The sequence below is a fragment of the Altererythrobacter sp. MTPC7 genome (genome assembly GCF_042851395.1).
Taxonomy (GTDB): Bacteria; Pseudomonadota; Alphaproteobacteria; order Sphingomonadales; family Sphingomonadaceae; genus CAJXSN01.
The window spans coordinates 109875-126871 of record NZ_BTGS01000005.1 but is presented as its reverse complement, the minus strand read 5'-3'; the positions used below and the strand labels follow the sequence as shown (position 1 = coordinate 126871).

The window sequence follows — 16997 nt, the reverse complement described above, 5'->3', positions numbered from 1 at the left end:
TAACGCCTTCTCAATCCATTCGGCCGGGCGCGCTGTCAGTGCCGGCGGATACAATCGAGGAAGCGTTCGCCGTAGGCATCCAGCTTCTTTGCGCCGACCCCGTTTATCGACGCAAGTTCTGCCAGCGTGCCGGGCCGCTGGCTCGCCATTGCGCGCAGCACGGCGTCGTGGAAGATGACGTAGGGCGGCACCTGCCCTTCCAGCGCCAGTTCGCGGCGCAATTCGCGCAAGGCATCGAACAGCGGATCGCCGACCGGATTGGGGGTGACATCCCGATTTCCCCGGCGCGCGCTGCGTTTCGGAGGCTGGACGATGGCGATCTCCATCTCGCCCTTGATGATCGCCCGCGCATCGCCGCCCAGCGCCAGGCCGCCATGCTCGGTCGCCACCAGCGCCCCGCGCGCCTGCAACGCCCTCGCCACCGGACGCAGCAGGGCCGCTTCCTCGCCCTCGACGATGCCGAAAACGCTCAGCTGGTCGTGACCGCGCTGTTCGATCCGCTCGTCGCTATTGCCGGTCAGTACCTTTTGCAGGTGGCCGAAGCCGAAGCTCTGCCCGGTGCGGTAGGCGGCGGAGAGAAGCTTGCGCGACAGCTGGGTGGCATCGATCACTGCAGGCGCATCGATGCAATTGTCGCAATTGCCGCAGCGGGCAGGCGGGTCCTCCCCGAAATGCCTGAGCAGGATGGCGCGGCGACATTCGGGCGTCTCGACCAGCATGGCAAGGGCGTCCAGCCGCTTCGCATCCCCGGCCCGGCGGTCGTCCGACAGTTCGGCCAGCCTCTGCCGGGCAGTGACGAAATCGCCAGCACCCCACAGCATGGTGGCCTGCGCCGGGTCCCCGTCGCGTCCCGCCCGGCCCGTTTCCTGGTAGTAGGCCTCGATCGATTTCGGCACGCCCGCATGGGCGACGAAGCGCACATCCGGCTTGTCGATGCCCATGCCGAAAGCGATGGTGGCGACGATCACCATGTCCTCGCTCGCGACGAAAGCCACCTGGTTGTCGGCGCGGACCTGCGGGTCGAGCCCGGCGTGATAGGGCAGGACGTTCCTGCCCGTGGCATCGGCCAGTTTCGACGCCAGCTCCTCCACCTTGCGGCGGGTCGGCGCGTAGACGATGCCCGGCCCCGGGTTTTCCGCCATCAGCTGGGTCAGCTGGCGCACCGGATTGTCCCTGTGACGGATGGCATAGCGGATGTTCGGCCGATCGAAGCCCGCCACGATCAATCCGTCCTGCGGAATGCCCAGCTGGGTCAGGATATCGGCCCGCGTATGCTCGTCGGCCGTGGCGGTCAGCGCCAGGCGCGGGACGTCGCCGAACCGGTCCATCAGCGGGCGAAGCTGGCGGTAATCGGGCCGGAAATCGTGCCCCCATTCCGAAACGCAATGTGCCTCGTCGATGGCGAACAGGGCAATCGGCGCCGCGGTCAGCAGGTCGCAGAAGGCAGGCTGGCTCGCCCGTTCCGGCGCGACATAGAGCAGGTCGAGCTCGCCGCGGCGATAGGCGTCCATCGTTTCGCGCCAATCGGCATCGGCGCTGGTCAGCGTGGCCGCGCGAATGCCGTTGGCGCGGGCCGATCGCAGCTGGTCGTGCATCAGTGCGATCAGCGGCGAGATGACGATACAGGTCCCCTCCAGCATGGCAGACGGCAGCTGGTAGGTCAGCGACTTGCCAGCGCCCGTCGGCATGACCGCCAGCGTGGACCGCCCACCCAGCACGCGCGACACCACTTCTTCCTGCCGCCCGCGAAAACCGCTGAAGCCGAACAGTTCGCGCAGCCGTTCTCGCGCCTCGTCCATGAGGGTACTGGCGCCTGCGGGGGCGGAGGGGTCGGAGACTGCCGATACGGACATCGCCTGCGCCATGCCACACCTGCCTGCGCTGGCAAGCAGCGGTTCGCGACTTTCCCCCTTTGCCCACCGCGCATTGCGTGTTTAGGAGGCTCCCAGACAGATTCTGTTCTTGTGGAGACACACCCGTGAAACGAACCATTCCTGCCTCCCCGCCTACCGTTATTGCTCTCTCGGGCGCGCTTGCGCTTGCCGCTTGCGGCGGCGGGAACGATGCCGAGGAAACCGTGCCCGATGATTCCGTCGAGATCGTTGCCGACGAGGCGATGGACGACATCGAGGCAGATCCCGTCGTGGACGAGGAAGTCGTGCCCCTCCCCCCGCGCAGCGAAACGGTTCGCGACGCGGAACCCGAAGGCCCGAGCGAGGACGAGGTTGCGCAGCTGGAATCCGCCGGTGAAGCCGCTGCCGCTGCCGCCGCCGACGTGGCCGCAATCGCCGCAGGAGCCGCTGGCGCTGCCGAGGCGACGCAGGATGCCGCCGAGGAAGACCTCGCCGATGAACAGGATGCCTCGGCTGCCGAGGTTACGGAATAATCCGCGCGCGCCGCGTCTCGAAAGGTCGGGGCTGGACCCGGCCGCCAGCCCTTTGCGTCGCGGGGGTGCTGGCCGCGATCCTGCCTGCCTGCGATGCAGCCGATAACGACCCCGGCCCCGGCGGTGTTTCGGTAGGGGAGGCGCGCGCGCTCGACGAGGCGGCCGAGATGATCGAGGCACGCCGCCTTCCGCCCGGCACGATCCGGGCGGAGGACAATGCCACCGACAACACACAAATGCCCGGCGAGGAACAAACGCTCCCGCCCACTGGAGAGGAACAGATGCAATGACCAATGCAGGGATGGACGCCGATACTTTCGCGCAGTTCATGGAACAGCTCGAACGCTATGTGCAGGAAAGGCTGATCCCGGCGGAGAAGGACGTCATTGCGAACGACGCCATCCCCGAGGACATCGTCGCCGAGATGAAGGACATGGGCCTGTTCGGCCTGACCGTGCCCGAAGATTTCGGCGGTGCCGGCCTCAACACCGCGCAATATGCGCAGGTGGTGAAAACCATGGCCTATGCCGCGCCTGCCTATCGCTCGATCTTCTCGATCAATGTCGGCATGTTCAATTCCGCAATCAAGAACGGCGGAACCGACGCGCAGAAGGCCGAGTGGTGGCCGCGTATCGCATCGGGTGAGATCGCCTGTTTCGGCCTGACGGAGCCCGGCAGCGGTTCCGACAGCGCAGCCATGGCGACAACCGCGAAGCCCGATCCCGACGGCAATGGCTGGATCCTCAATGGCTCCAAGCGCTACATCACCAATGCGCCCCATGCCGACGTCGCCCTGATCATGGCGCGCACGGAGAAAGAGGCGCAGCCCAAGAACGCCCATGTCAGCGCCTTCATCGTGCCGATGGATACGCCGGGGATGAGCGTGGGCAAATCCGACAAGAAAATGGGCCAGGCCGGCAGCCATGTCGCCGATGTCATGCTGGACGATGTTCACGTGCCGGGCGAGGCGCTGCTCGGCGGGGAAACCGGCAAGGGCTTCCGCTTCGCCATGCAGAGCCTCGACAATGGCCGGATTTCGGTGGGCGCGGCCAGCACGGGCTATGCGAAGCGCGCGCTTGATTCCGCGACGCAATACGCGAACGAGCGGCAGGCCTTCGGCGAACCGATCGCCAATTTCCAGCTGATCCAGCAGATGCTGGCCGAAAGCTGGACCGAGATCTACGCCGCCGAGGCCATGATGGCGGACGTGACCGCCCGCGTCGACCGGGGCGAGAACACGGTAAAGCACGCCGCCGCCTTCAAGGTCTTCGCCAGCGAGATGTGCGGGCGCGTGGTGGACCGTGTCGTCCAGATCTACGGCGGCGCAGGCTATCTTGCCGAATATGATGCGGAGCGGTTCTTCCGCGATGCCCGCATCTATCGCATCTACGAAGGCACGACTCAGATCCTCCAGCTCCAGATCGCCAAGCACATGCTGCGCGAATGGAGGGCCGCCGTGTAATGTACGACCTGCTCGGCGATCTCAGCATCGTGGAAGTATCCAGCTTCGTCGCATCGCCGACAGCCGGCCTGTATTGCGCGCAGATGGGGGCGGAGGTCATCCGCGTCGACCACGTCGCAGGCGGCCTCGATTACGACCGCTTCCTGCTGACGGAAGAAGGCCGCTCGCTCAGCTGGGAGAACCTTAACCGCGCGAAGAAATCCGTCGCGCTCGACCTTCGCAGCGGCGAGGGGCGCGAGCTCTGCGTCGAACTGGCGGGCAAGACCGGGCAGTGCATCACCAACCTGCCGGAAAAGAGCTTCCTCAGCCACGCCGCGATGGAACGGCACCGCGCCGACCTCGTCTCGGTCCGCATCATGGGCTGGCATGACGGGCGCCAGGCAATGGATTTTACCGTCAACGCGGCCAGCGGTTACCCGCTGATGGGCGGGCCGGAAGACTGGGACCCGGAAACCGCTCCGCCGGTCAACCAGGTGCTGCCCGCATGGGATTTCATCACCGGCGCCTATTGCGCGTTCTCCCTGCTGGCCGGTCTGCGGCACCGTGATGCGACCGGGCAGGGCAGCGAAATGCGTGTGCCGCTGGGCGATGTTGCCATCGGTACGGTCGCCAATTCCGGCATGATGGCGGAAATGCTGTTCCGCGGCACCGACCGTGAACGGCTCGGCAATGCGATCTGGGGCGCGTTCGGCCGCGACTTTCGCAGCAAGGACGGCGTCCGCTTCATGGTCGCCGCCTTGACGGCCAAGCAGTGGACGGGCCTGGTCGAGGCATTCGATGTGGCCGAACAGATCGCGACGCTGGAAAAGGAGCTGGGGGTCGATTTCTCGTCCGGCGACGAACCGCGCTTCACCCATCGCCACCGCCTGGCAGACCTGTTCCAGCAGGTCGCGGGCGAAACCAAATACGCGAAGCTGGAAAAGCGCATGGGGAAGGCAGGCACCACCTTCGAGAAATACCGCACCGCGCACGAGGCGGCGAACGATCCCGTGCTGGTGGCGGACAATCCGCTGTTCGGTCCTTCGCCTGCCAATCCCAGCGGCTTCGAATATCCCGCCCCCCGCAGCTTTGCCAACATCCCGTCGCGCGAAGCGGGCGACCCCGCGCCTGCCCCGTATCTGGGGGAACACAGCGAACAGGTTCTGGCGGAACGGCTGGGCCTAGGCAGCGGATCCATCGGCGACATGATCGATCGCGGCATCGTGCGCACCAGTGACAAGAACAACAGGTAGGAACCAGATCCATGTCCCAAACGCCCAGAAGAGCCGCCATCGTCTCGCCGCTGCGCACCCCGGTGGGCAAGTTCCTCGGCACCCTCGCCCCGCTCGATGCTGGGCAGCTTGGCGCCGTGATCCTGAAAGCGCTGGTCGCACGGAGCGGGATCGATCCCGAACGGGTCGACGACGTCGTCTTCAGCCAGGGCTACGGCAATGGCGAGGCACCGGCCATCGGCCACTGGAGCTGGCTGGCCGCAGGCCTGCCGCTGGAAGTGCCGGGATACCAGCTGGACCGCCGCTGCGGTTCCGGGCTGCAGGCCGTCGCCAATGCCGCGATGATGGTCGAAACGGGCATGGCCGATGTGGTCGTTGCGGGCGGCTGCGAGAGCATGTCCAATGTCGAGCATTACACGACCAGGGCGCGGCATGGTGCCCGCATGGGTGACATGGTGCTGCATGACCGCCTCTCGCGCGGCCGGGTGATGAGCCAGCCGATCGAACGCTTCGGCGTCATCTCCGGCATGATCGAGACGGCGGAAAACCTCGCCGCCGATTACGACATCTCGCGCGAAGAGGCCGATGCCTACGCCGTCCGTTCCCATCAGAACGCCGCCGCTGCCTGGGAAGCGGGCAAATTCGACGCGCAGCTCGTCGAGGTCGAGGTGCCGCAGCGCCGGGGCGATCCGGTCGTCTTCGCAAAAGACGAAGGCTTCCGCGCGGATGCGGACATGGAATCGCTCGGCAAGCTGCGCGCCATCGAGGGCAAGGCCAATCCCGATGCCATCGTCACCGCCGGCAATGCCAGCCAGCAGAACGATGCCGCCGCCGCCTGTCTCGTCGTGGCGGAGGACAAGCTGGAGGAACTCGGCCTCGAACCCATGCTGTGGTTCGGCGGATGGGCCGCAGCGGGCTGCGACCCGGCGCGCATGGGGATCGGCCCGGTCCCGGCGGTGGAGCGGCTGTTTGCGCGGCGCGGTTATGGCTGGGACGATGTCGGCCTCGTCGAACTGAACGAGGCCTTCGCCCCTCAGGTCCTTGCCGTGCTGAAAGGCTGGGGCTGGAGCGCGGACGATTCGCGCCGCGACATGCTGAACGTCAACGGGTCGGGCATTTCGCTGGGCCACCCGATCGGCGCAACCGGCGGACGTATCCTTGCCGACATGGCGCACGAAATGCACCGGCGCGAGGTGCGCTACGGTCTGGAGACGATGTGCATCGGCGGCGGCCAGGGTATCGCCGCCATGTTCGAACGAGCCACCTGATATGCAGGACTGGTCCGAGTGGATCGGGCGCACCGATACCCGCCATGACCGGCTGGATGAAGGGCTGGCTGCGCGCTGGCTTGCGACATTCGACCGCGAGCCGGCAGCCGGGCAGCCGCTACCGCAGGGCATCCATTTCTGCCTCTGCACACCCGACGCGCCGACGGCCGACCTGGGCGAGGACGGCCACCCCGCCCGCAGCGACGGTCCCGGCAGCTTCCTGCCGCCCGTACCGCTGCCGCGGCGGATGTGGGCATCGAGCGCCATGAAATTCCTCTCGCCGATCCATACCGGCGCGGCCATCACGCGCACGAGCAGGATCGCATCCGTCACGCCCAAATCGGGCAAGAGCGGCGACATGGCCTTCGTGGATGTCGTTCACGAAACCGCCGCGGATGGCACCCCGGCTGTCACCGAGACCCAGACCCTCGTCTACCGCGAAGCCGCCGAAGCCGATGCGCCGCTCAGCCCGCCACCGGCGTCTGGAGACAGCTTCGATGCGGGCGCGTGGGATGCGGTTCGCACCCTGACGCCCGATGCGCGCCTGCTGTTTCGCTATTCCGCGCTGACCTTCAACACGCACCGCATTCATTACGACGCGCCTTATGCGCGCGATGTGGAGCGGTATCGCGGCCTCGTGGTGCATGGTCCGCTGACAGCCAGCCTGCTGTTGCAACTGGCTGCCGACGAACTGGGACAGGATGCGCTGCGCCACTTCGCGTTTCGCGGGGTTTCGCCGGCGATTGCCGGTGAGCCGCTGCATCTCGCCCTGCGCCGGTCGGCAAGCGAAATCGAACTCGCAGCCTTTGCCGGCGATGGCAGGCAGGTGACGAAAGCCAGCGCCGGGATCGCCGGCTGATCAGTCCAGCGGGTAATCCGCAATCGGCTGCAACACGCCGTAGCTTTCGCGCACCGGTTCATGGCCCAGCTCGGGAAAGTCCAGCGGCTCCGGCTCGCAAGCCGTGTCGGGCAACCTGTCCAGCAGGTCGCGCACCAATGTCAGTCGCCCCCGTTTCTGGTCGTTGAAATCGACCAGTGTCCAGGGCGCATGATCGGTATGCGTCGCGGCCAGCATCGCCTCCCGCGCCCGCGTGTAAGCATCGTATTTCTCCCGCGCGGCAAGGTCGATCGGCGAGAGTTTCCAGCGTTTGAGCGGGTCCTCGAGCCGTTCCCGCAACCGCTCTTCTTGGCTCTCCTGGTCGGTCGTCAGCCAGTATTTGAACAGCAGGATGCCGTCATCGACCAGCATCCGTTCGAAAACCGGGGCCTCGCGCAGGAATTTCGCCACCTCCGCCTCGCTGGCAAAGCCCATGACCTGTTCGACACCGGCACGATTGTACCAGCTGCGGTCGAACAGCACGATTTCGCCGGCTGACGGCAAATGCGGGACATAGCGCTGGAAATACCACTGGCTGCGCTCCTGCTCGCTGGGCTTCGACAGGGCAACCACGCGGGTCTGCCGGGGATTGAGACGCCCTCCGACGGCGCGAATCGCCCCGCCCTTGCCCGCCGTGTCGCGCCCTTCGAAAACCACGCAGATCCGCTGGCCAGTGACCCGCGCCCAGCGCGCCATTGCCACCAGTTCCTCTTCCATCGGGGCAAGCAGTTTCTCGTAGGCCTTCTTCTTAAGTTTCGGCACGCTATGGCTCTCCGCAAAATTGCCTGCACATCGCAGCGATGCTACCTATATGAACGATATTATGGCCACACTTGCAAAGCCCGAAACCGATTATTCCGTCCTCCCCGAAATGCCGGAGGACGTCTTTACCGCACCGCTGAAGCGGCCCGGCCATGTCGGGGACGACTGGCTGGAACCGCAGCAGACGGCCTATGACAGCGAAGACGACGCGATCTGGGACGACCTGTTTTCGCGGCAGATGGATGTCCTGCCCGGCCGGGCGGCAACCGCATTCCTGAAAGGGTTGGAGCGACTGGATCTGGGCCGCGGCGGCGTGCCCGATTTCGATCGCCTCTCGGCCGAGCTTTCCCCCATGACAGGATGGAGCGTCGTGCCGGTCCCGATGCTGATCCCCGACCACGTCTTCTTCTGGCATCTGGCCAACCGGCGGTTCCCGGCGGGCAATTTCATCCGCACGCGCGAGACGTTCGACTACATCCAGGAACCCGACGTCTTTCACGACGTGTTTGGCCATGTCCCCATGCTGACCGATCCGGTCTACGCCGATTACATGCACGAATACGGCAAGGCCGGATGGAAGGCGATGCGCTATAATCGCCTCAAGGCCCTGGGCGCGCTTTACTGGTACACGGTGGAATTCGGCCTGATCCAGGAAGCCGAGGGCATTCGCGCCTACGGTGCCGGCATCCTGTCCGGACCGACGGAAGCGGTGTTCGCGGTCGAGGCGAAAAGTCCCAATCGTATCATGCTGAACGTCGACCGGGCCATGCGGACCGATTACGTCATCAGCGACCTGCAACCGACCTATTTCGTGATCGAAAGCTTCGAGGACCTTTATCGCCAGACGGTGGAGCGGGACTTCGACGCGCTGTACCGCGACCTGCCGCCGTCCTTCACCTATGCCAATTCGGCGGTCATCGACGTCGATTATGTCATCAACCGGGGCACGCAGGAATATCTGTTGCGCGGCGGACGCGGCAGCGGGGCGCGGCCGGTCTAGGTGCGGGTACGCCGGTCACCGTTCGGAACGGGCCGCCTGCAACGACCCAAGATACAAAAAAACCGGCGCTGGACTGATCCAGCGCCGGTTTTTCGTGTTCGGTTTAACCGAGCTTACATCGGGTCGACGCCGTCGATGTCGTCGGCTTCTTCTTCCATGGATTCTTCCATGGCGTCCGTCTGGTCGTCCATGGCGTCAGCCTGCTCGTCGGTGATCTCACCGGCAGCTTCCATCTCGTTGACTTCGGCGTCACGAGCATCTTCCATTTCTTCGATGTTCTCTTCTGCCTGGTTTTCGGCAGCGGAGTCGCAAGCAGCGACGCTCAGGCCGAGTGCAGCGACCGAAGCAACCATGGCGGTTTTCATCGTGAATTTCATAACTTCTTCCCCTTCTTGAAAAACGGGCTCCGAAACCGGAACCGCAAGGTCATGCATGACAGCAGGCAACCGCCCGAGTCCAGCATGTTATTGCAATCAGCCGGTTTGGGCCTTGTGCAAATATCGATACGCCAGAATTGCGATAAAGCTCCCGAAGGCGCCGAGCAGGAGCGCGGCCGGGCTCAATCCGGCGAGGATGGACGCCTGGTTCACAGGCACACCGACGATCAATGCACCGCAGATACCTGCCAGCACCTTGTTCGTCGTCTGCTGGGGACTACGCACGTCGTTTATCACGGTCGCCAGCCATCCGATGGCCGCGCCGGTCGCGATCAGGATCAGCAGTCCCATGTATAATTCTCGTTATCCATTACCCCCAAACGTCGGGGGTAGGCACGCGTTCCGAACTGTTTTCAACTGCAACCGGTAGTGTGGGATTCAGGCAACCATCCACGCGATGAAAGCACCGCCGATCAATATCCTGTACCATCCGAACGGCGAAAATCCGCGCTTGCTGACGAAAGCCACGAACGCCTTGATCACGGCGAGCGCCACGAGGAACGCAGCGGTGAAGCCGAGCGCGATCTCGGTCCAGCCGATGGTCGCCTCTCCCGCCAGCAGGGCCGGTTCGTCCAGGATCTTGACCGTGGCTGCGCCCAGCATCGTGGGCACGGCAAGGAAGAAGGAGAATTCGGCCGCGGTCTTGCGCCCCACGCCCATCGCCAGCGCGCCCATGATGGTGGCGCCGGAACGGCTGGTACCGGGGATCATCGCAAGAGACTGGACACAGCCGACCGCGAGGGCCGTCTTCGCCGACATGGCTGCCACACCCGTATCCTCGCGCGCGGGAATGATCCGTTCCAGCACGATGATCGCGATACCGCCGATGATGAGGGCAATCGCCACGACCAGCGGCGTCTCCAGCATCGCGTCGATCGCATCCTTCGCCAGCAGGCCGATGATGGCAGCGGGCACGAAGCCCAGCAGGATGTTGCGCACGAATCGGACCGAGCGGTCTTCCCAGCGAAGCAATCCCATTCCCATGTCCCAGAAGGTCCGGAAATAGGCCACCACCACCGCCAGGATCGCGCCCAGCTGGATGACGATGTTGAACTGCCGCCATTCGGCCGGATCATACCCGAACCATGCCTGGGCGAGGATCAGGTGCCCGGTCGAGGAGACGGGCAGGAATTCGGTCAACCCTTCGAGGATGCCGAGCAGGATCGCGGTTACTGTGTTTTCCATGGTGGCATGGGTCCATGAAGAAAGGGGACGCCAAGTCAAGCGACCCGGCGTCCCCTCGGGGGTAAAAGCGTGCTGGCTGGCGTTACCAGATCTTCACGCGCTCTTCCGGCGGCAGGTACAGTGCGTCCTCCGGCGTGACGCCGAAGGCTTCGTACCAGGCGTCGATATTTCGCACGACGCCGTTGACCCGGTATTCCTCCGGCGCATGGGGATCGGTGCGCAGGCGGGTGCGATAGTTTTCCTCCCGCTGGGCCGAACGCCAGACCTGCGCCCATGCAAGGAAGAAGCGCTGGTCGCCTGTCAGGCCGTTCAGCACCGGCACGTCCTGCCCTTCCGTCGCGATCTTGTAGGCGCGGTAGGCAAGGCTGAGGCCGCCGAGATCGCCGATATTCTCGCCCAGCGTGAACCGGCCGTTCACGCAGGTCTCTCCGTCATCGAAGGGGCAATAGGCATCGTACTGCTCGACCAGCGCATCGCCGCGCTCGTCGAAATTGGCGCGGTCTTCGTCCGTCCACCAGTTGCGCAGCTTGCCCGTACCGTCGGACTTGGAGCCCTGGTCGTCGAAGCCGTGACCGATTTCATGGCCGATCACGCCGCCGATGGCGCCGTAATTTACCGCCGGATCCGCGCTCAGGCCGAAGAAGGGCTGCTGCAGGATGGCCGCCGGGAACACGATCTCGTTCTTGGTCGGGTTGTAATAGGCATTCACCGTCTGGGGCAGCATGAACCACTCGGTCCGGTCGATCGGGCCGCCCAGCTTGGAGACATTGTCCGCCAGCTGCCACGCTTCTGCAGCGACTTCGTTGGCGACCGGATCGGTCCCGCTGATGGCGAGGCCGTCATAGATTTCCAGATTGTCGCGATAGCCGATCTTCGGGTCGAAGCTGTCCAGCTTGGCCATGGCCTCGACCTTGGTTTCCTCGGTCATCCAGTCGATTTCGTCGAGCGACTGCGCCAGCGCGACCCGCAGGTTCGCCACCAGCTCGTCCATCGCGGCCTTATTCTCGGCCGGGAAGTAGCGCTCGACATAGGATTTGCCGACCAGTTCGCCCAGCGAACCCTCGACCGCAGCGATGGCGCGCTTCCAGCGGGGGCGCTGTTCGGGCGTGCCGGTCAGCGTCTTGCCGAAGAATTCGAAATGCGCCTCGTCGAACCGGGTGGGCAGGACCTGCGCCCGGTCGGTCAGGATATCCTTGATCGTCCAGGCCTGCAAGGTGGCGAGCGGCGTTGCGTTCAGCACGTCGAACATGCCGGGGAAACCGGTGCCGATCTTGTCCAGCGTTTCCGCCGTCAGTTCCAGCTCCGCGACCTCTTCATCGGTCGGCGGGATCTGGCCGATCACGTATTTGGGCGACTGCGAGAAACCGATCTTGTCGAGCATCGCGGCGACCGGGAAATCGCCCGCCATCGCCTCGACCTCGGCGGCCGTCACCGCGTTGTAGGTCAGGTCGCGGTTACGCTGCACGGTGCGGTCCCAGATGACGTCGCGGGCCAGCTTTTCCTCGAAGGCGTAGACCGCCTCTGCTGCCGCGCGGGGGTCGGCATAGCCGGCCTCGCCCAGAACGAAGGTCATGTAATCCTTGTATCCGTTCTGGATCGCGACGCCCTTCTCGGAGGTGTCGAGATAATATTCGCGGTCCGGCAGGCCGAGGCCGCCAATGCCGAGATAGGCGACATACTGGTCGGGCTGCTTGGCATCGACATTGACATAGCCGCCGATGGGCGCGGGATAGCCCGGCGATGCCCACAGATCGCCCAGTTCGCCGACCGAACGCACCGCGGAAACAGCATCGAGATAGGGGCGGACATTGCTCAGTCCCGCTGCGTCGATGGCATCGGTGTCGAGGAAGGCATTGTAGGCATCGACGATGCGCTTCTCGTCCGGCGTCAGCGCGGCCGCGTCCTTGGCGACCAGTTCGTCGACCAGGGCCTTCACATCGCTGGTCGACTTCTCGCGCAGCAGGTTGAACGCGCCGAAACGGCTAAATTCGGCCGGCAGCGGGTTGGCATCGAGCCATTCCTGGTTGACGTACCCGAAGAAGTCGTCGCCCGGCTCGATCGTCTCGGACAGGAGAGAGGGGTCAACGCCCCATTCGCCAAAGCTCATCGTCGGGGTGGCCGGTTCGGCGATCACGCCCGCTTCGCCTTCCTGCGGCAGGGTCGGCGTATTGGGGACAGGCGCGGGTGCGCTCGTCTCGTCGGAGCGTTCGGTTTCCTGCGCGCTGGCAGGCGCCGCGGCGATCAGCGCGAGCGCGCTGGCGGAAGTGATGATGGCAGTGCGTATCATGGTCGTGGCATCCCCTTGGAAAATCGCCCCGCACGCGCGCGGCGCGCGGGAATTACCGTTCTGCCATAGCCGTTTGGACGGCGCGGCGGAAACGTTCGTCGACCCAGCGATAGCATCCGTCGAATATCGCGGCGCTGAACGCGAGGCATGCGCGCCCGCCAGACAGGTGGATCAGGCCGCCTCGCCCTCGGGCGCGTCGAATTGCAGCGATGCGAGGCGCGCATAGAGCCCGCCATTGGCGATGAGCTGGGAATGGCTGCCCTGCTCCACGATCCGGCCATCCTCCATCACCACGATGCGGTCCGCTGCACGGACCGTGGCCAGCCGGTGGGCAATGACCAGCGTGGTGCGCCCCCTCATCAGCTGTTCGAGCGCGTCCTGCACCAGTCGCTCGCTTTCGGCGTCGAGCGCGCTGGTCGCCTCGTCCAGCAGCAGGATCGGCGCATCGCGCAGCACGGCGCGGGCAATGGCGATGCGCTGTTGCTGGCCGCCCGACAGTCGCGTCCCGTCCTCGCCGAGGAAGGTGTCGAGCCCCTGCGGCAGGTCGCGCAGGAAATCGACCGCATTGGCGGCCCGTGCCGCCTCCCAGATCTGCTCGTCGGTCGCGTTCCAGTTGCCGTAGCGCAGATTGTCGCGCGCATCGGCGCTGAACAGGACGCCGTCCTGCGGGACCAGGGCCATGCGATCCCTGATATGCGCCGGATCGAGGCTGGTCAGCGGAACCCCGTCCAGGCGCACGGTGCCGGCCTGCGGATCGTAGAAGCGCTCGGCCAGTTGGAAGATGGTCGACTTGCCCGCACCCGACGGGCCGACGATGGCAACCGTTTCGCCCGGTTCGACTTCGAGGCTGAAGCCTTCCAGCGCGGGGTCCTCCATGCGGGTCGGATAGGCGAAGGTCACACCGCGGAACGACAGGCTGCCCCGCGCGGGTTCGGGCAGCTTTTCGGGCCGGTCCGGCGGCGCGATACCCGGCTGCGCCATCAGCAGCTCGTTCAGCCGGCTCGCCGCGCCGGCCCCGCGCAGAAGATCGCCATAGACTTCGGTCAGGGATCCGAATGACCCGGCGACCAGCCCGCCGGTAATCACGAAGGCCGCTATGGTGCCGCCCGAGATCGCGCCCGACGAGACACCGATGGCCCCGCGCCACATCAGCAGCGTGATCGAGCCGAAGATCAGCAGGATGATGATTGATGTCATGGCGGCGCGGATCAGGATGCGGCGCTTCGCCACGGTGAAGATCTGCTCCGCCGCATCGCCGAACCGCTGCGCCTCGCGCTTTTCCTGTCCGAAGGCTTGCACAACCTTCATCGCGGACAGCACCTCGGTGATCATGGCGCCGACATCGGCCACCCGGTCCTGGCTGGTGCGCGAGACATTGCGCAGGCGGCGACCGAAGATCGTGATCGGCAGCACCACGGCGGGAATGACCAGCGCCATCCCGATGGTCAGCTGCGGCGCGAGATAGAACAGGTATGCCGTCCCGCCGATGGCCATCAGCAGGTTGCGAAGGGCGACCGATACCGTCGTGCCGACCACCTGTTCGATGATGGCCGTATCGCTTGTCAGGCGGCTGGAAATTTCCTTGGGCGAATTGGTTTCGTAGAAGCCCGGTTCCTGCCGCAGCAGGTTCGCCTGCACCTTCTTGCGCAGGTCCGCGACCACCCGCTCGCCGATCCAGCTGACGAAATAGAAGCGGAACGCCGTCCCAACAGCCAGCACGCCGACGATCATGATGAGGTACCGGAACCAGCGCCCGATATCGGCCGGATCGCCGCCTACCGCGAACCCGCGATCGATAATCAGCTTGAACCCCGCAGGTATGGCGAGAGTCGCAGCCGCGGTGACGATCAGCGCCAGCATGGCGAAGGCGATCTTGTCGGGATATTTCGCCGTTTCGCGGTAGACCATGCGCAGCGGGCCGAGCGAGCGGCTCTTCGCCTCCCCGTCCCTTGCCCCGCCGCGCCGGAACAGGCGGCGAGAGGCCGGAGCGGGATCGTGATCTGCAGGGTGGTCTGGATTGTTCATCGGATTGGCCTGCCATGTAGGCCGCGCGGCGGGCAAAATCCACACGGGCCGCGTGCAATTTCGGCATTGTGCATTGCACAATCGGTCACGAAGGCCCACCTTGCCATCCTGTCGAGGCGCCCGCTACCGGGCGGTCGAAGGGGAATTTCAGTGCTTTACCACGCCTATGAATTGCAGCGCGCCTGGCTCAACAGCGCCAGTTCCATTGCGTCCATCAGTTCCGAATGGCTGACCAATCCGGCCAATCCCATGGCCTATAACGGCCTCGGCCCCATGGCCGCGAGTGCGCTGGAAGTGTTTGCCCACGCCACGCTGGAATACGGGAAACCCGAATTCGATATCGAGACCGTCGAGGTCGGCGGCACATCCCATCCGGTCAGCGAGACGCTGGTCCTGCACCGCGCGTTCGGCGACCTCAAGCGCTTCCGCCGCGAAGACCTGCCCGAGGATGCGCCCCGCCTGCTGATCGTCGCGCCAATGAGCGGCCATTACGCGACCCTGCTACGCGGCACGGTCGAGCGGATGGTGGAAAGCTGCGATGTCTACATCACCGACTGGCACGACGCGCGGCGCGTTCCCGTGTCGGAGGGGCATTTCGACCTAGACGACTATATCGACTACCTGATCGAGTTCCTGGACCATATCGGTCCCGGCGCGCACATGATGGCTGTGTGCCAGCCCAGCGTGCCCGCGCTGGCCGCAACAGCGATCATGAATGCCGACGACCACGAAGCGGCCCCGGCGACGCTGACGATGATGGGCGGCCCGATCGATACCCGCGAGAGCCCGACCACGGTCAACGATCTCGCCATGAAACGGCCGATCAGCTGGTTCCGCAGCAATGTGATCGCCACCGTGCCGATGCAGTACGAGGGCGCCGGGCGGCGGGTCTATCCCGGCTTCCTGCAGCTCGCCAGCTTCATGTCGATGAACCTCGGCGCGCATATCCAGAGCCATTGGGAAATGTTCAAGCACCTGACAGCGGGCGACGACGACAGCGCGCAGCAGTCGAAGGATTTCTACGAGGAATATCGCAGCGTCTGCGACATGACGGCGGAATTCTACCTCCAGACGGTGGAAGAGGTGTTCCAAGAGCACTCGATCCCCAACGGGACCTTCACCCATCGCGGCAAGCTGGTCGACCTCGGCAAGATCGACGAGACCGCCATTCTGGCCGTCGAGGGCGAACGGGACGACATTTCCGGTATCGGACAAACCAGGGCAGCGCTGAAACTGGCAACCGGCCTGCCGGAACAGAAGAAAGCCTATTACCTTGCAGCCGGTGCCGGGCATTACGGCATCTTCAACGGCAGCAAGTGGCGCGAAAAAGTCGCCCCGACGGTCGAGAAATTCATCGCCCGCCACGGCTGACCGCGCCGGCGCGCGGGCGCGAAGCTCTCAGGCGGTATCGCCCACGCTTTGCGGTTCGTCCTCACCGCAGGCGAATTCTTCGGCCGTGTCATCGGCGATTCGCCTGGCGCGGGCATTCGCGCCGGGCGTGTCGCCAGAAACCCGCCCGATCAGGCAGCCCTCTGCGCCGGTAGTCTCGATCATGAGAACGCTGCGGCCTGCCGAATGCATGGAAACATCGCTGAGGCGGTAGATGATGGCCACAGGCGCGCTGTCCGCCATGCGCCACTCCACGGTATCGGGCTCCGCATTGAAGGCCCCGATCGACTCCCACGCACCATTGTCCGCGCCCGCGTCGATATCCATGCGCCCGTCACCGCTCATGACGATCAGGTCCATGCCGTCCAGGCCCGCACAGCGCCAGGTCGCGCCTTCTCCCTCGGTCTGCTGCGACACGAGTTCGCACTCGTCGAGGTCGAGCGACGTATAGCGCGACGAGAACCGGCCAATACCTGCCGCATCCTGCTCCGGCGGCGAAGCAATCTGGCCGGGCGCGCCGGTTTCAGCCCCATCGTCCAGCGATGTTGCCTGTCCCCCTTCCTCGGCGGGGTTCGCAGGCTGCGATCCTTCACCGCACGCGGCAAGCATGAATGCCGGGCAAAGGGCAAAGACGAAGGCGGCGCTGCGACAGGTCATGACTGTATCTCCTGATACGAAAACGGCGGCGCACCCCGAAGGGTCCGCCGC

16 protein-coding genes are annotated in these 16997 nt (G+C 65.1%); 8 read left to right on the top strand and 8 right to left on the bottom strand.

Annotated elements, in window-relative coordinates; translation table 11 throughout:
• Window positions 1–35: 35 nt before the first annotated feature.
• Window positions 36–1799 (bottom strand): DNA helicase RecQ, encoded by a 1764-nt coding sequence (gene recQ / locus ACGHJ7_RS06070; RefSeq protein ID WP_390475609.1) that lies wholly within the window; start codon window positions 1797–1799, stop codon window positions 36–38.
• A 179-nt stretch (window positions 1800–1978) separates the two neighbouring features.
• Between recQ and ACGHJ7_RS06065 the strand changes: the two genes are divergently transcribed.
• From ACGHJ7_RS06065 to ACGHJ7_RS06040, 6 genes are all read left to right on the top strand, one after another.
• On the top strand, window positions 1979–2386 hold the full coding sequence (locus ACGHJ7_RS06065) for a hypothetical protein (protein ID WP_390475437.1): 408 nt from the start codon (window positions 1979–1981) through the stop codon (window positions 2384–2386).
• 65 nt (window positions 2387–2451) lie between these two features.
• A complete protein-coding gene (locus ACGHJ7_RS06060; protein WP_390475435.1) occupies window positions 2452–2676 on the top strand; it encodes a hypothetical protein in 225 nt (74 codons plus the stop codon).
• The gene (locus tag ACGHJ7_RS06055; protein WP_390475432.1) at window positions 2673–3848 is read left to right on the top strand and encodes an acyl-CoA dehydrogenase family protein; all 1176 of its coding nucleotides are present in this window, start codon (window positions 2673–2675) and stop codon (window positions 3846–3848) included. The genes ACGHJ7_RS06060 and ACGHJ7_RS06055 overlap by 4 nt, the downstream gene beginning before the upstream one ends.
• Window positions 3848–5080, top strand: coding sequence for a CoA transferase (locus ACGHJ7_RS06050; protein ID WP_390475430.1), 1233 nt, complete (start codon window positions 3848–3850; stop codon window positions 5078–5080). The genes ACGHJ7_RS06055 and ACGHJ7_RS06050 overlap by 1 nt, the downstream gene beginning before the upstream one ends.
• An 11-nt stretch (window positions 5081–5091) precedes the next feature.
• Window positions 5092–6327 carry an acetyl-CoA C-acetyltransferase gene (locus ACGHJ7_RS06045; RefSeq protein WP_390475428.1) on the top strand — a complete coding sequence of 412 codons (1236 nt, stop codon included), beginning with the start codon at window positions 5092–5094 and terminating at the stop codon, window positions 6325–6327.
• Between the two features lies 1 nt (window position 6328).
• Window positions 6329–7186, top strand: coding sequence for a MaoC family dehydratase N-terminal domain-containing protein (locus ACGHJ7_RS06040; RefSeq protein WP_390475426.1), 858 nt, complete (start codon window positions 6329–6331; stop codon window positions 7184–7186).
• Here ACGHJ7_RS06040 and ppk2 read toward each other — a convergent pair whose 3' ends face one another.
• Window positions 7187–7966, bottom strand: coding sequence for a polyphosphate kinase 2 (gene ppk2, locus ACGHJ7_RS06035; RefSeq protein WP_390475425.1), 780 nt, complete (start codon window positions 7964–7966; stop codon window positions 7187–7189). It abuts the gene before it with no gap.
• A gap of 61 nt (window positions 7967–8027) precedes the next feature.
• On the opposite strand from ppk2, the gene phhA reads away from it, so the two are divergent.
• Window positions 8028–8966, top strand: a complete 939-nt coding sequence (phhA, locus tag ACGHJ7_RS06030) for a phenylalanine 4-monooxygenase (RefSeq protein WP_390475423.1) — start codon at window positions 8028–8030, stop codon at window positions 8964–8966.
• Between the two features lie 113 nt (window positions 8967–9079).
• Here phhA and ACGHJ7_RS06025 read toward each other — a convergent pair whose 3' ends face one another.
• The 5 genes from ACGHJ7_RS06025 to ACGHJ7_RS06005 form a co-directional block, all read right to left on the bottom strand.
• A complete protein-coding gene (locus tag ACGHJ7_RS06025) occupies window positions 9080–9400 on the bottom strand; it encodes a hypothetical protein (RefSeq protein WP_390475421.1) in 321 nt (106 codons plus the stop codon).
• 39 nt (window positions 9401–9439) lie between these two features.
• A complete protein-coding gene (locus tag ACGHJ7_RS06020; RefSeq protein WP_390475419.1) occupies window positions 9440–9694 on the bottom strand; it encodes a hypothetical protein in 255 nt (84 codons plus the stop codon).
• A gap of 87 nt (window positions 9695–9781) precedes the next feature.
• The gene (locus ACGHJ7_RS06015) at window positions 9782–10588 is read right to left on the bottom strand and encodes an undecaprenyl-diphosphate phosphatase (RefSeq protein WP_390475417.1); all 807 of its coding nucleotides are present in this window, start codon (window positions 10586–10588) and stop codon (window positions 9782–9784) included.
• Between the two features lie 82 nt (window positions 10589–10670).
• On the bottom strand, window positions 10671–12875 hold the full coding sequence (locus ACGHJ7_RS06010; protein ID WP_390475415.1) for a M13 family metallopeptidase: 2205 nt from the start codon (window positions 12873–12875) through the stop codon (window positions 10671–10673).
• A 171-nt stretch (window positions 12876–13046) separates the two neighbouring features.
• Entirely contained in the window at window positions 13047–14783 is a 1737-nt protein-coding gene (locus ACGHJ7_RS06005) for an ABC transporter transmembrane domain-containing protein (RefSeq protein WP_390475608.1), read from the bottom strand.
• Window positions 14784–15050: 267 nt separating this feature from the next.
• Between ACGHJ7_RS06005 and ACGHJ7_RS06000 the strand changes: the two genes are divergently transcribed.
• Window positions 15051–16271 (top strand): polyhydroxyalkanoate depolymerase, encoded by a 1221-nt coding sequence (locus ACGHJ7_RS06000; protein ID WP_390475413.1) that lies wholly within the window; start codon window positions 15051–15053, stop codon window positions 16269–16271.
• Window positions 16272–16298: 27 nt separating this feature from the next.
• On the opposite strand, the gene ACGHJ7_RS05995 is transcribed toward ACGHJ7_RS06000, so the two are convergent.
• Complete coding sequence (locus ACGHJ7_RS05995) at window positions 16299–16946, bottom strand: hypothetical protein (RefSeq protein ID WP_390475411.1); 648 nt, start codon at window positions 16944–16946, stop codon at window positions 16299–16301.
• Window positions 16947–16997: the final 51 nt, after the last annotated feature.